The 13,851-nt window shown below is 40.8% G+C and carries 11 protein-coding genes; 1 reads left to right on the top strand and 10 read right to left on the bottom strand.

Features of this window, described 5'->3' with window-relative positions; genetic code table 11:
- Positions 1 to 10: 10 nt before the first annotated feature.
- From hemL to KIT27_03770, 7 genes are all read right to left on the bottom strand, one after another.
- Positions 11 to 1,303, bottom strand: coding sequence for a glutamate-1-semialdehyde 2,1-aminomutase (gene hemL / locus KIT27_03800; GenBank protein ID MCW5588768.1), 1,293 nt, complete (start codon positions 1,301 to 1,303; stop codon positions 11 to 13).
- 938 nt (positions 1,304 to 2,241) lie between these two features.
- Entirely contained in the window at positions 2,242 to 3,270 is a 1,029-nt protein-coding gene (locus KIT27_03795) for an IS3 family transposase (protein MCW5588767.1), read from the bottom strand.
- Complete coding sequence (locus tag KIT27_03790) at positions 3,267 to 3,758, bottom strand: hypothetical protein (GenBank protein MCW5588766.1); 492 nt, start codon at positions 3,756 to 3,758, stop codon at positions 3,267 to 3,269. The genes KIT27_03795 and KIT27_03790 overlap by 4 nt, the downstream gene beginning before the upstream one ends.
- Before the next feature lie 21 nt (positions 3,759 to 3,779).
- Positions 3,780 to 4,115 (bottom strand): hypothetical protein, encoded by a 336-nt coding sequence (locus KIT27_03785; GenBank protein ID MCW5588765.1) that lies wholly within the window; start codon positions 4,113 to 4,115, stop codon positions 3,780 to 3,782.
- A gap of 30 nt (positions 4,116 to 4,145) precedes the next feature.
- Positions 4,146 to 6,038 carry a 1-deoxy-D-xylulose-5-phosphate synthase gene (gene dxs / locus KIT27_03780; protein MCW5588764.1) on the bottom strand — a complete coding sequence of 631 codons (1,893 nt, stop codon included), beginning with the start codon at positions 6,036 to 6,038 and terminating at the stop codon, positions 4,146 to 4,148.
- A gap of 66 nt (positions 6,039 to 6,104) precedes the next feature.
- Positions 6,105 to 6,995, bottom strand: coding sequence for a polyprenyl synthetase family protein (locus tag KIT27_03775; GenBank protein MCW5588763.1), 891 nt, complete (start codon positions 6,993 to 6,995; stop codon positions 6,105 to 6,107).
- Positions 6,992 to 7,231 (bottom strand): exodeoxyribonuclease VII small subunit, encoded by a 240-nt coding sequence (locus KIT27_03770; GenBank protein MCW5588762.1) that lies wholly within the window; start codon positions 7,229 to 7,231, stop codon positions 6,992 to 6,994. The genes KIT27_03775 and KIT27_03770 overlap by 4 nt, the downstream gene beginning before the upstream one ends.
- Positions 7,232 to 7,422: 191 nt before the next feature.
- Here KIT27_03770 and KIT27_03765 point away from each other — a divergent pair, with 191 nt between their 5' ends.
- On the top strand, positions 7,423 to 8,520 hold the full coding sequence (locus tag KIT27_03765) for a hypothetical protein (protein MCW5588761.1): 1,098 nt from the start codon (positions 7,423 to 7,425) through the stop codon (positions 8,518 to 8,520).
- A gap of 75 nt (positions 8,521 to 8,595) precedes the next feature.
- On the opposite strand, the gene KIT27_03760 is transcribed toward KIT27_03765, so the two are convergent.
- The 3 genes from KIT27_03760 to pspF form a co-directional block, all read right to left on the bottom strand.
- Positions 8,596 to 9,735: an ATP-binding protein gene (locus KIT27_03760; protein MCW5588760.1), complete on the bottom strand. Its 1,140-nt coding sequence runs from the start codon at positions 9,733 to 9,735 to the stop codon at positions 8,596 to 8,598.
- A gap of 180 nt (positions 9,736 to 9,915) precedes the next feature.
- Positions 9,916 to 12,684, bottom strand: a complete 2,769-nt coding sequence (locus KIT27_03755) for a valine--tRNA ligase (protein ID MCW5588759.1) — start codon at positions 12,682 to 12,684, stop codon at positions 9,916 to 9,918.
- A gap of 54 nt (positions 12,685 to 12,738) precedes the next feature.
- Positions 12,739 to 13,746 carry a phage shock protein operon transcriptional activator gene (gene pspF / locus KIT27_03750; protein MCW5588758.1) on the bottom strand — a complete coding sequence of 336 codons (1,008 nt, stop codon included), beginning with the start codon at positions 13,744 to 13,746 and terminating at the stop codon, positions 12,739 to 12,741.
- Between the last annotated feature and the right edge of the window lie 105 nt (positions 13,747 to 13,851).

Raw genomic sequence — 13,851 nt, 5'->3', positions numbered from 1 at the left:
AATTAGTTCCTTATAGTTTTGCCATTTCAGCAAAAGTCGTCTCAGCAGCATCGAGGGTATCTAAAATATTTTGTTCGCTATGAATACAAGACATAAAACCCACCTCAAAAGCCGATGGTGCAAAATAAAAACCCTTTTTAATCATGCTGTGAAAGAAATAGCGGTAATGATTAATATTACAGGCCTGCACATGATCAAACGTATTAATCACAGAGTTATCTGTGAAAAATAAACCAAACATACTGCCGATTTGCGTGCATTGAAAAGGGATATCAAAATATTGCGCGCGTTGCATTAAACCATCGGTTAACTGAATGGTTTTATTTTCTAACTCGGTAAAGAAACCGTTGCGGCTGATTATTTCCAAGGTTTTTAAACCTGCCGTCATCGCCAAGGGATTACCGGATAAGGTACCGGCTTGATAAACAGCACCCAGTGGGGCAAGAGAATCCATGATTTCGCGACGACCACCCACCGCACCCACGGGCATCCCTCCACCAATGACTTTGGCAAATAAGGATAAATCAGGTCGCACATTAAAACGGTGTTGTGCGCCGCCTAATCCTACGCGAAAACCAGTCATCACTTCATCAAAAACGAGTACGCTGGAATAGTGATCACATAATTCGCGCAAGCCTTCTAAAAATCCAGGAACAGGTAAAACACAATTCATATTGCCTGCCACGGGTTCAACTAATACAGCCGCAATATCGTTGCCATAGTGTTCAAATAATTTAGTCACCGTGGTTAAATCATTAAAATTAGCCAGCAACGTGTCTTCGGTAACACCGTTTGGAACGCCGGCAGAATTCGGCACGCCAAAGGTTAATGCTCCTGAACCCGCTTTTACTAATAAAGCATCGGCATGTCCGTGATAACAGCCAATAAACTTAATAATTTTATTACGCCCCGTATAACCACGTGCTAAACGAATGGCAGTCATTGCAGCTTCGGTACCCGAATTAATCATGCGAATTTTTTCAACGCTTGGGATCAACTCAACGATTTTTTCAGCCAAGCGAATTTCAAGTTCAGTGGGAGCGCCAAAACTGGTACCTGAATGAATGGTGGTAATCATAGCATCGACTACTTCAGGGTGAGCATGACCTAAAATTAACGGGCCCCACGAAGCCACATAATCGAGATAACGGTTATTATCTACGTCGACTAAAAAAGCGCCTTCACCATGGTTGATGAAAATAGGATTGCCGCCTACACCGCCAAATGCACGCACGGGCGAATTGACGCCAGCAGGGATAACTTCACAGGCTTTTCGATATAATTCGATAGATTTTTCAAACACGATGGTCTTGCCTCTTACTTACAAAAAGCCAACTATAGGCTAAAAAAGTAGAGAGTCCAAGTGCTTTTTTGACCCAGAATTAATAGACAAACGCGCTTAGAGTCTGTTCAAAAACGCCCATCTAGGTCATAAATTACTGATATTCTCTACTCCGGTGCGCAAAAATCAACGTTTTCTAACCCAAGTTTGGAGATTTTGCACAGGCTCTTAGCGGGCGTTGAGGTGCGGCTACCTCGCTAAAACCAGACAAGGTTTCCTAATAATGGTTTCCATGATTTAATTTCCAAAAAACGGAAGCTTAACATTGGAAATCGGTAGTAAGTAATTCACTGAAAAAGGAAACTTGCCATGACTAAACTTTTCCCGGCGGGCATTGCTTTTGGCGATGCGTTTTATGATCGCTTGCGTGAATGCAAAGCATTAATCGCGGCGATGGAAGAGGGACAGCATACGGTGTTAGTGGCTCCGCGTTGATTCGGCAAAACGTCATTAATAAAAAAAGTTATCGACGATAAAAAATATCCTTAAATATTGTGTTTCAATCCCACCGATAAACCCTTTAGTAAGCATTTTTTAATGAGGGTGAACTTACCCCAAAGCACGGTAAACGTGCGCTTGATCTATTACAAGAAAAAGATTGGGTCTGTTATTTACACGATCACTATGGTGTGCTTGACTCAACTTATAAATATTATTTGGATAGGTTGGGTTGGGGTATGTTTATAATTATTCTATGCTGAAGTTTAATAACCTAGTTAAATATAATTACTAAAGAATGTTGCAAGAGAGTTTTTTAGAGGATTCTTGAGCAGCATTATTATTCAAATTATTAGCAATATGGCTCGCCAAGGTATTAAACCCATCAGGAGTTAAATAATAATTAAACGGAATGTGTCAGCGGAAATGAGACAAAATTTGACTTGAGATAAGAGCAAAAATTACACCATAAATTCCCCCTGTTGTAAATAAGATTTTTCATAACCATCGCTGGGCGGATTAATATAAACGGGCTTTAATTTTTTTAATGTGGGTATTTTGTTATTAAAGCGAGCAGGATTATTTTCATAAGCTTGTAATAATACCTTATATCGATTTTGCAAAATAGGCTCAGCTTGTCCACGGTGCACGCTGATCGGTTTTAAAAATAAAATACCAGAATGATAATGTTCATTGTTATACCATTGGAAAAAATCCCTACAAAATTTTTCTGCGTGCGCTAATGACTCAAAACGCTCAGGAAATTGAGGGCAATATTTTAATGTTTTAAACTGTGACTCTGAAAAAGGATTATCATTACTGGTATAAGGCCTGTTATGTGTTTTTGAAACACCGATTTTATCGAGTAATGTAGCGACGGTCTGTGAACGCATGCTAGGGCCATTATCAGAATGGATCGTTAATTGTCCTGGTTGTATCCCGTATTTTAAGGTGGTTTTTTGGATTAATATTTTTGCAAGATGTTGGCACTCGCGTTCAGCCAACATCCAACCGACAACATAACGGCTAAAAATATCGAGAATGACGTATAAATGATAATATTCCAGTCGATTAACGCTTAAACATTTGGTGATGTCCCACGACCAAACTTCATTAGGCCGTGTGGCAATCAGCTCGGGTTTCACAGCATCTCGATGGCGCCGCTGTTGACGTCGGTCGTTGGACCCACCGGCTTGCAATAAAACCCGATACAGGCTGCGGATTGAGCCAATATATTGCCCCTCATCCAGCAAGGTATAAAAAACATCGTAGGGGGTACAATCCATAAATCGTTCGCTATGCAATACATCCAAGATCGTTTGCCGCTCTTCATCACTCATCGCATTATGTGGTTTTAGCGGTGCGTTTGTTAGCGGTTGCAAATTGTTTTCTTGATTTCGATAAAGCGTTGCCCGTGATATTTGCAAGCTATCGCATAATGTTGTCAGTGCAATCTCTTTTTGTGTTGAAAGTTGTTTAATGTAACTCATGATTTCGTCTCGCTCTCTTCGTGATTGAGGACGTTCAGTGAAAGCAATTGCGAGACTTTTTTTTGAATATCAATGATCGCTTCTGCTTGCGCCAATTTCTTTTTAAGTGCCGCAATTTCACGCTCTTGTTGCTGGTGTAACAAAATTGATTTGGGTGTTTTTTTAGTCACGGATCGCCCATTGTGTAATTGCTTTTTCCAAGTGCTGATCCTAGAGGAATATAAGGCCTCTTTGCGCAGTAATGCACCTCGGGCTAAAGCGTTATCACACGCATCATAAGCTTCTAATATTTTTAATTTATAGTCCGTACTAAATTTGCGGCGGGATGAACGTCGCGGCACTTTTACTTGCACATCAGCAATGTCAGTCGGTGTAGTTTGTGGCGCCGCCGCTGATGTTTCGCCTTGCGGCCTACGGCCTTCAGGCAAAACATCAGCAGTTTGAGGAAAGTCCTCTTCTTGTGCCAGTGTTCGTTTTTTTGTGGTCATTTTTCATTGTTCCTTACCACCCTACAAAGTTCTTATAATCTTAACGGATTTTTGTCTCACTGGCGCTGGCACAGAGGGAAATGCGAAATTTTTTTTCTTTAATTGGGGTCTTATAGTTAATGAATTAAATAGTGATACCATATGATCTCTAACATTGTTTCTTTCAATATCCTCTAGAGAGCCAGAGACAGAAATGCAGTATTTGTGTTCCGTTCTAGTGCTATTAATTTTTTCAATCGAAATGTAATTGATGTGATTAGGAAAAATAATTCTATTTTCATCCGTATATTGTTCCTGCATTGACTGACAAATAAAAGCACATAATTGATCTTGGATTTTTTTTAAGTTGGTATTCATTGTTTCTCTCATCTACTCATACTAAAAAAATTAGACAGCCTCAATATGCTGGGCAATTTGGCGTTGGGAAAATTGGAGAATTTTTTGTTTGATCGTTTCAGGATGCAAACCATTTTCTGCTAAGAGTTCGTGAGGATCGCCATGTTCAATAAATTCATCGGTTAAGCCGATATTTAATACGGGAACTAAACATTTTGTTTTAGCCAGCACTTCATTTACTCCACTGCCAGCGCCTCCCATCACGGAGTTTTCTTCAATGGTGACGATTAAATCGTGAGTTTTGGCAAGATGAATAATTAATAATTGATCGAGTGGTTTAACAAATCGCATATTAATTAACGTGGCATTTAATTCTTCTGCGATGGGAATTAAGGGATAAACCATCGAGCCAAAGGCGAGTAGGGCAATTTTTTTACCTTGACGTTTAATTTCGGCTTTGCCAATGGGGAGTTCACGCATATTTTTTTCGATGGCAATACCAGGCCCCGTTCCGCGCGGATAACGCACGCAGACGGGTGATGATTGTTTATAGGCTGTATAAAGCATTTGTCGCATTTCATTTTCATCGGCAGGTGCCATGATCATAATATTGGGAATACAGCGTAAAAATGCTAAATCAAATGCGCCGTTATGGGTGCTACCATCGCCCCCCACAATTCCTGCTCTATCCAGTGCAAAGACCACCGGTAAATTTTGCAAAGCAACGTCGTGAATGAGTTGATCGTAGGCGCGTTGTAAAAAGGTTGAGTAAATCGCCACAATCGGCTTTTTGCCTTGACAGGCTAAGCCCGCTGCTAAAGTTACACTATGTTGTTCAGCAATGGCGACATCCATATAGCGCTCGGGATACTCTTGGGAAAATTGAATTAAATCGGAACCTTCGCGCATGGCAGGTGTGATTCCCACAATCCGTTCATCAAGCGCAGCAATATCACACAACCATTGTCCAAAAATATTAGAATACGTAGGTGCAGAAGGTTTGCTGGATTTTTTTTCGCGCTGATAAAATCCAGGTTTTACCGCATGATATTCAATTGGATCGCATTCAGCCGGATAATAGCCTTTACCTTTTTGAGTAATCACGTGCAATAAGCGTGGGCCTTTTTTATGTTTTAAGGAACTGAGTACGGTTAAGAGTAAATCAACATCATGTCCATCAATGGGACCGCTATAATCAAACCCTAAGGCTTCGAATAAATTACCCACGCCTTCGGTCATTAATTCTTTTACTTGAGACTCCGTGTGTTTCACTAAGTCACGCATGGGGCTTGGCATGAGGTTTAATATCTTTTTGCCATGCTCGCGCAATTTCGCATAAGTGGAGCCACTGAGCATTTTAGTAAAATGTTGTGAAAGCGCACCGACATTATTGGAAATAGACATATCATTATCGTTTAAAATCACGATTAAATTCGCATCGGTGTGGCCTGCATGATTTAAGGCTTCGAAGGCCATGCCGGCGGTCATGGCGCCATCGCCAATCACGGCAATAGAGTGGCGTTCACTTTTATCGAGTTTAGCGGCAATGGCCATGCCTAAGGCGGCACTAATTGACGTACTAGAATGCCCAACGCCAAACGCATCAAACTGACTTTCTTCGCGTTTAGGAAACGGCGCAAGGCCGTGCGTTTGGCGAATGGTCGAGAGTAATTCTTTGCGCCCCGTTAAAATTTTATGAACATAAGCTTGATGACCCACATCCCAAATTAATTGATCAACGGGCGTGTTAAACACCGTGTGCAGAGCCACCGTTAATTCAACGACGCCCAAACTTGCCGCAAAATGCCCACCGCATTGATTTAAACTGGTATAAATCCATTCGCGAATTTCAGCGCATAAGGCGGGTAGATCGGCACGCGAAAGGGTACGCAAATCGGCTGGGGTGTTAATAGTATGTAATAATTTAAATTGCTTAGGGTCCATGATAATTAACGGTCATTACTATAATAAGTTGCACATGATCGATGATTTATTTAGCGCTTGCAAGTATTAATTATCGCGCTCAATAATAAACCGACTTAATTCTCGCAAACGATCAGCTTGTTCATCGAATAAGTTTAATGCGTTTAAGGCCAGATCGATCGCCTGTTGCGCTTTATTTTTCGCCTGTTCTAATCCCAGTAAAGCAGGATAAGTCGCTTTATGTTGAGCTTGATCTTGCCCAATGTGTTTGCCTAATAATTCGGTATTACCAATCACATCGAGAATATCATCTTGAATTTGAAACGCTAAGCCAATGTATTGGCCAAATTGCAAGAGCGTGTGTTGTTGTCGCGGATTTAACGTGCTGGTGGCTAGCACCATTTCGACACAGGCCGATAATAACGCGCCCGTTTTACGGCGGTGCATGTCTTCTAATTCGCTTAGGGATAAAATTTTCCCAGTAGCGGCAATATCAATTGCTTGTCCACCTACCATGCCAGTCGTATCACAGGCGCGGGTTAAAATTTTTAATAACCGCAAATGAGTTTCTGGTGTAATACTGGGATGCTCGAGATTCGTTAAGACTTGAAACGCTAAGTTTTGGAGAGCATCGCCGACTAAAATGGCGGTGGCTTCGTCGAATGCTTTGTGACACGTCGGTTGGCCGCGACGCAAATCATCGTTGTCGATGGCAGGCAAATCATCATGAACCAGCGAATAACTGTGGATCAATTCGATGGTTGCAGCAATCGTGTCCAGGATATCATCATTGGTGTGAGTCACTATGCCTGTGCAATAGACCAGAATAGGGCGTATGCGTTTGCCATTATTTAATACCGCGTAACGCATGGCATTATGTAAACGGGAAGGGCTGGAGTGAATAGAGGGCAAAAAGCGATCGAGGATCTGATCAACCCGTTGGATCAGGTTATGGCGAAATTGCTGAAAATCACTCACTCGGGGTTATCCTCATCGGTAATAAATTCTTCCAGGAGTAATTCGCTATTTTCTTCCATTAAAATTTGAACTTTTTGTTCCGCTTTCGTGAGCGCATCTTGGCATTGGCGGATAAGTTTTACGCCCTGCTCAAAATTTTTGAGCGATTGCTCCAACGATAAATCACCCGCTTCCATGGTTTCAACAATATTTTCGAGTTTTTTCAAACTGGCTTCAAGGTTAAGGCTTGTGCTCATGGCTGCGAATGAGTCCTTCAACTAAAAAAGATAGCCACCAGTGTAACGCAGGATGAGGGAAGATGCTATTTTTAATAAAACCTTAAGCTTATAATGATACAATTCGAACAATATTAATAAAAATCGTTGTAGAATTTTCAAGGATTTCTTCACGCTCAGATGGAATATGCTTCAACTTAAGGAGTTGATTTATGGCTTATGAATTTTATCCATCGTTCTTTCACGATATCAAACTCACCCAACAACAACAGCTTTGGTGGCTAAAATACCTTGAATTATTACGCACTCAATCGAGCCAGCAGCAAGCCGTCCGCGAGTTAACGGCTGCAATTTTGCGTGAAAATCTTTATATTCAAGAACGTAATTCCAAATTGGCCATCGTGGTTGCCGGTCGCTGTTTGCGAGAATTCAATTCTCAACACGAATTAAATCAATATATTCATAACCTAACACGCCAAGGTCATTCGGGAGATGATGCCGCGTTGAATGTGGTTACACATGCTTTAGGCTATCAAACCATCACTCACCTCATGAATGAAGCACTCCCACCTTATGCAGGTTTCACCCAAGAAAATTATCACGGATTACGTATTGATGTGGGTTGTTTTGGGACACAAAGCCGTAATGTGCAAGAAGGTATTGGCCGGCATTGGGAATTAGTCGTCCACAATGATCAAGGTCAACGTACTACACTTCCAAATGCAGGTGGCGGCGATTGCATGTTTCATATGCTAGCGCAACAATTTCAACAGGATGAAATGCGGGTGATGCAAGGATTACAACAAGTAGCCGCGCCTGTCGCAACGGTTCCTTCTCAAAACTCTATCCGTAATGCTAGCAATGCGGTGCTAGAAGAAATTGAAGAAGCGCAGACAACGAATCCGGTCGTGAGTAGTTTAGTCGATACGTGGCTTAAAACTGTCGAAAATAATCCCGTGGATCGCTTTGCCTATTTATTATTTTATGCGGCTACTGGCGATTTAAATCTCAATAATCCAGAACATTGGCATTTAGTGACCGATACGATTGATCAGATGAATTCCACTCAAGCCTATGAAACGTTTATTCGCGCACTACAATCGAATAGCAGTATTATTCATACGGACGAAGGTATTCAGTTGGGTCAACAACTACTCGGTAAAATGACGAAATCCCAACAATTAGTGTGCTATGAATATATGGGCATGCTTAACAGCCGCACCCAATCGCAATTCAATAAATACACTTCTTGCTCGCTTGAGAGTGGGGTTAATAATCATTCACCTTCAATGACAGCGGCAGCAGGGTGAACATCGTTTTTGGACAGTAGAGTTTGCTCTCCATACAGTTTGTTATAACCTTGTAACATGAGAATCTATCCAAAATCATTCTTTGTAATAGAGAGCCAAAATAGTTTTAATCATTGGGTTTAGTATTATATAACTGTTATCGCAGTGCTTTTCTATGAATTCTCCGTCTATTAATCCGCTTAAGGCCTGAGAGATATGAGAGCCCCCTAACTTCAAATCAGCGATTGCCTTTTTGCCAGTGAGTGCTTGATTATTACCTGATGCAATATAGATAAGCACGCGGATTTGTGTCTGATTTAATGCATTAAGGCTTCCAAGAATCACCGCGCGGGAGTTTATCACCATAGAACGCCAAGTATCTTCGATCTGCTCTATAGAGGGAATAGTATTATGACGCCATATTCTATAACACAGTAAATTCATATAATAAGGGTGCCTTTCTGTCAGAGAAAAAATTACGGCCAATAACTTATCTGATAATCTTTTCTTCCATCTCTTCATGGCCAACTGATTGAGATGATTGGTATAGGCCATTTCATCAATTCGTTCTAAATGCAGTTGTTCACACAAATGATAGAGCGGTCTATCTTCATTATTAAACATGTCATGAACTAAATGATGCCGACTTCCAGCGAAAATAAAACATAAATTTTTAGCTTTTTGTGCGACATGTCTAATGGCACCTTCAATTGCTCTACCGGTTTTCATTTGCCCGATAATTTGGATCTCATCAATAAATAAAACCGCTTTTTTATTCTTTTTATTAAGAAGTAACTCGAGCGCAGTAAGGGCATTCAATATATTTGCCGCTGGATCGGTATCATCCTGTAGCGCGATCTCTATTCCAACCCCAACCAATGACACCTTAAGTGCGCTTGTTCTTTTTCGTAATGATTCATAGAACACCTCGAGCTTCGACGTGGCGGATCCTTGAATTCGGTTAATTATTTCTTGTATCCCCGAAAATATTCTAGATTGAACATGGCGTTCATCTGTGGCAACAAACAAGTCAGCGTTGCCATAAATAAACTGATTTTCGTTAACGACCCAATGAACGAGACTGGATTTTCCGTATCTGCGAGGTGCGACAATAAGCGTGTGCCTTATGTGAGCGATGCTTTGCTTAAGCTCACTCCTTTCCTCATCTCGGTTACAAAAGCCTTCCTCTTCCACTAGGCCTGAGGGGAACCATTTTTCAAAATTAAGGATATTCATAAGATTATAATATCAATAAATTAGATTCATTTCAATATGATTCATAAAATAGTAATTCATAAATAAGTGAATCGCCGGTGTTGCGCAGCACTAGTGGTTAAGCTCGAGCTTCTTTAACCGTTCTGTCGCCCCGCAATCAATCCAGGAAGGAGTAGCGCACTGAAAGTGCGAAACTCCTGTTCAAGTCACACCCGCCATTTTAGCTAACTGGGCTTGCAATTGCAGGATAGCTTGTTCCATTTCGCTTACTCGTTGTTGTTCTTTAGCCACCACATCTGGGGGAGCGTTATCCACAAAATTTTTATTGTTTAATTTTGCGCGCGATTTTTCTAAATCTTTTTCAATTTTTTGAATGGATTTTTGGAGCCGTTCAATTTCCGCTTGCGTATCAATCAGACCAGCTAATGGAATTAAAATTTCCATTTTTCCCGCTAATGCCGTAGCAGACGGTGGTGGAGTTTGATTTTTTTCTAAAGGGGAAATATCAGTTAATTTAGCCAGACTTGCTAAAAAGGTTTGATAGTGTTGTAAACGGCGAAGATCTTCTTCGCTGCATTGATTCAATAACACCGTTATGGGCTTGGCGGGTGAAATATTCATTTCGCCACGAATATTACGAATGCCTAAAATAATAGCTTGGCACCAGGTAATATCACCTTCTGCAGCTTCATCGAACAAATCCTCAGAAGTTGTTGGGAAAGATTCCAACATTATGGTTTCACCTGTTGCTTGTGTGAGATTTTTCACTTTTTGCCAAATTTCTTCGCTAATAAAAGGCATGATAGGATGAATTAATTTTAAGATTTGATCGAGTACGGTAAGCAAGGTGTGACGAGTTCCGCGCTTTTCTGCAAAAGAAATATCGGCATGAGTTAATACCGGTTTTGATAATTCTAAATACCAGTCACAAAATTCGTTCCAAATAAATTCATACAAGGTTTGCGTGAGCAAATCAAACCGATAACTTTGAAAATAATCATGCACGTTTGCAATGGTGTGTTGTAAACGCGATAAAATCCAGCGATCTGCCACGGAGAGAATTTTTGCTTGATCATTAAATCCATTATCTTGATTTTCACAATTCATGAACACATAACGCGCAGCATTCCATATTTTATTACAGAAATTTCGATAGCCTGCTAAACGCTGAATATCAAAACGAATTTCACGACCAGGTGTGGCTAGTGCGCAAAAGGTGAAGCGTAAGGCATCAGTGCCGTAGGCGGGAATGCCTTCGGGAAATTCTTTACGGGTTTGTTTTTTTATTTTTTCGGCTAAATGAGGTTGCATCATATTGGCAGTGCGTTTAGCGAGTAAACTTTCTAAATCTATGCCATCAATTAAATCAATGGGATCTAAAATATTTCCTTTGGATTTAGACATTTTTTGGCCTTCGCTATCGCGAATAAGTCCGGTGATATACACTTCATGAAAAGGTACTTCATCGGTAAAAGTCAGACCAAGCATAATCATTCTCGCGACCCAAAAGAAAATAATGTCAAAACCCGTAACTAATAAGGACGTGGGATAAAATGTTTTTAAATCGAGAGTTTCATGCGGCCAACCTAAGGTAGAAAAAGGCCATAATGCTGAAGAAAACCAGGTGTCTAACACATCATTATCTTGAGTTAATTTCATATCCTCGGTTAACTGGTATTTTTGGCGTATGGTTTGTTCATCGCGTCCGACATAAATATTATTATGTTCATCATACCAAGCAGGAATGCGATGTCCCCACCATAGTTGACGAGAAATACACCAATCTTCAATATTGTTTAACCACTGATTATAAGTTTTGGTCCAGTTTTCAGGAATAAATTTAATTTTACCCGTTTCAACCACATGCAGAGCGCGTTCCGCCATTTTTTCCATGCGCATAAACCATTGCTGGGTTAGCATCGGTTCTAAAATGGCATTAGATTTTTCACCGCGGGGTAAATTTAATTTATGATCGTCGATTTTTACGATTAACCCCAGTTGTTCTAAATCAGCAAGGATTTTTTTGCGAGCATCGAAGCGATCCATACCTTGATAAACTGCAGGCACTTCCTGATTCATTTTTCCATCGAGGGTTAAGACATTAATCATTGGTAATTGATGTCTTAGTCCTACGGCATAATCATTAAAATCATGCGCCGGTGTGATTTTCACACAGCCACTACCAAATGTCGGATCGACATAGTCATCGGCAATAATAGGAATTTCACGATCCGTTAAGGGAAGTCGCAGAGTTTTGCCAATTAAATGTTGGTAGCGTTGATCGTCAGGATGAACCGCGACGGCGGTATCACCTAATAATGTTTCTGGTCGGGTTGTGGCAATCACCAGATAGTCGTTACTTTCTGACAACGGATAGCGGATATGCCACAAATGACCAGCTTCTTCATGAGCAATGGCTTCTAAATCGGATACGGCAGTTTGTAAAACCGGATCCCAATTCACTAATTTTGTGCCGCGATAGATTAAACCTTCATCGTATAAACGTACGAAGACTTCGAGCACGGCATTGGATAGTCCAGCGTCGAGGGTAAATCGCTCACGTGTCCAGTCGACAGAATCCCCGAGCCGACGAATTTGTCCGGTAATGGTATTACCCGAGTGTTCTTTCCATTGCCAAATGCGCTCAACAAATTTTTCGCGCCCTAATTCGCGGCGTGTTAATCCTTCATTCATCAATTGCCGTTCCACCACCATTTGAGTGGAAATTCCCGCGTGATCGGTGCCTGGTTGCCAGAGCGTTTTAAAGCCGCGCATCCGGTGATAGCGGATTAATGCGTCCATCAAACTATGTTGAAAGCCATGTCCCATATGCAATGAACCGGTAACGTTAGGAGGAGGGATCATGATGCAATAGGGTTTGCCTTCGCCACGTGGGGCAAAATAATTATTTTTTTCCCAAGTTTGATACCAAGTTCTTTCAATTTGGCTAGGATCGTAGGTTTTTTCCATCGTCAATGCTCATTATTCTCGAATGCTTGCATTGTGCCAGATGTAGGCGCAGGGTCAAGAGTGATGAGTTGAGAATTTTATGTTATGTTTGCGCAATAGCGCGCGTAATTGGTGATAGGTGAGTCCTAAAGCGTGTGCCGCTTTTCCTTGATGAAAATGATGTTGTGCAAGTGCATTGATAATGATTTCAGCTTCTATTTGCTGTAAATGATTTTTTAATGAGCTGGGTAATACGGTTGGTTGTGCTGGTATCGTTGCTGAAGGAGTAACGGTTGCTTGAGGTCGAAAAGGAGAATCAAATGGATCAAAAATAATGGTTTGAATAATTTTCTGGGAATTCTCTGCGTAAAACACCGCACGCTCAATCACATTTTTTAATTCACGCACATTACCAGGCCAAGAATATTCTAATAATTGTTGTTTTACAGTTTCAGAAAATCCTGGGAAAAATTCCCAGCCTAAATTTGTTGCCATATTAATCGCAAAGTGTTCACTGAGTAATAGAATATCTTCCTCACGTGCGCGTAAAGGAGGAAGCGTGATCACAGCAAAGGCTAAGCGATCGAGCAGATCGGCGCGAAATTTATTTTCTAAACATAAATTCGGTAAATCAACATTCGTTGCAGCAATAATTCGAGTATCAGTAGTTAATGTTTCGGTGCCACCCACGCGCTCGAATTCGCCATATTCAATGACACGTAATAATTTTTCTTGTAAACGGGGTGACATGGTTGCAATTTCATCTAAAAAAATACTGCCGTGATGCGCTAATTCAAAACGTCCGTGGTGGCGTTTGCTAGCTCCTGTAAAACTTCCTGCTTCGTGACCAAATAATTCCGACTCTAACAATGTGTCAACTAATGTGGCGCAATTTAATTTGATGAAGGGTGCTTGCCAACGCGAGGATAAATAATGCAAACGTTCTGCAATCATTTCTTTACCGCTGCCACGTTCTCCAATGAGTAACACCGGTTTATCCAGTGGGGCGAGCTTGGAAATATCGTCGAGCATTGCTTGAAAATATTTAGAAACGCCAATTAATTGTTTGTCTTGATTAGTCATTTTAATTAAAGTTTAGTTTAAATCACTAATATTTGGTTAATTATACTATTTTTTATTCTAATACGCTAGGTCTAAAATTGAATCATTGTTTTTAAATCAATAAGT

Source organism: Legionellales bacterium (assembly GCA_026125385.1).
Taxonomy (GTDB): Bacteria; Pseudomonadota; Gammaproteobacteria; order JAHCLG01; family JAHCLG01; genus JAHCLG01.
This window is presented reverse-complemented; position numbering and strand designations above follow the sequence as displayed.

Bases quoted from the DNA above. Each gene is read 5' to 3' on its own strand.
- pspF (MCW5588758.1), bottom strand. From the start codon at position 13,746: ATGACTAATCAAGACAAACAATTAATTGGCGTTTCTAAATATTTTCAA.
- KIT27_03770 (MCW5588762.1), bottom strand. From the start codon at position 7,231: ATGAGCACAAGCCTTAACCTTGAAGCCAGTTTGAAAAAACTCGAAAAT.
- KIT27_03790 (MCW5588766.1), bottom strand. From the start codon at position 3,758: ATGACCACAAAAAAACGAACACTGGCACAAGAAGAGGACTTTCCTCAA.
- KIT27_03765 (MCW5588761.1), top strand. From the start codon at position 7,423: ATGGCTTATGAATTTTATCCATCGTTCTTTCACGATATCAAACTCACC.
- dxs (MCW5588764.1), bottom strand. From the start codon at position 6,038: ATGGACCCTAAGCAATTTAAATTATTACATACTATTAACACCCCAGCC.
- KIT27_03795 (MCW5588767.1), bottom strand. From the start codon at position 3,270: ATGAGTTACATTAAACAACTTTCAACACAAAAAGAGATTGCACTGACA.
- KIT27_03755 (MCW5588759.1), bottom strand. From the start codon at position 12,684: ATGGAAAAAACCTACGATCCTAGCCAAATTGAAAGAACTTGGTATCAA.
- KIT27_03760 (MCW5588760.1), bottom strand. From the start codon at position 9,735: ATGAATATCCTTAATTTTGAAAAATGGTTCCCCTCAGGCCTAGTGGAA.
- KIT27_03785 (MCW5588765.1), bottom strand. From the start codon at position 4,115: ATGAATACCAACTTAAAAAAAATCCAAGATCAATTATGTGCTTTTATT.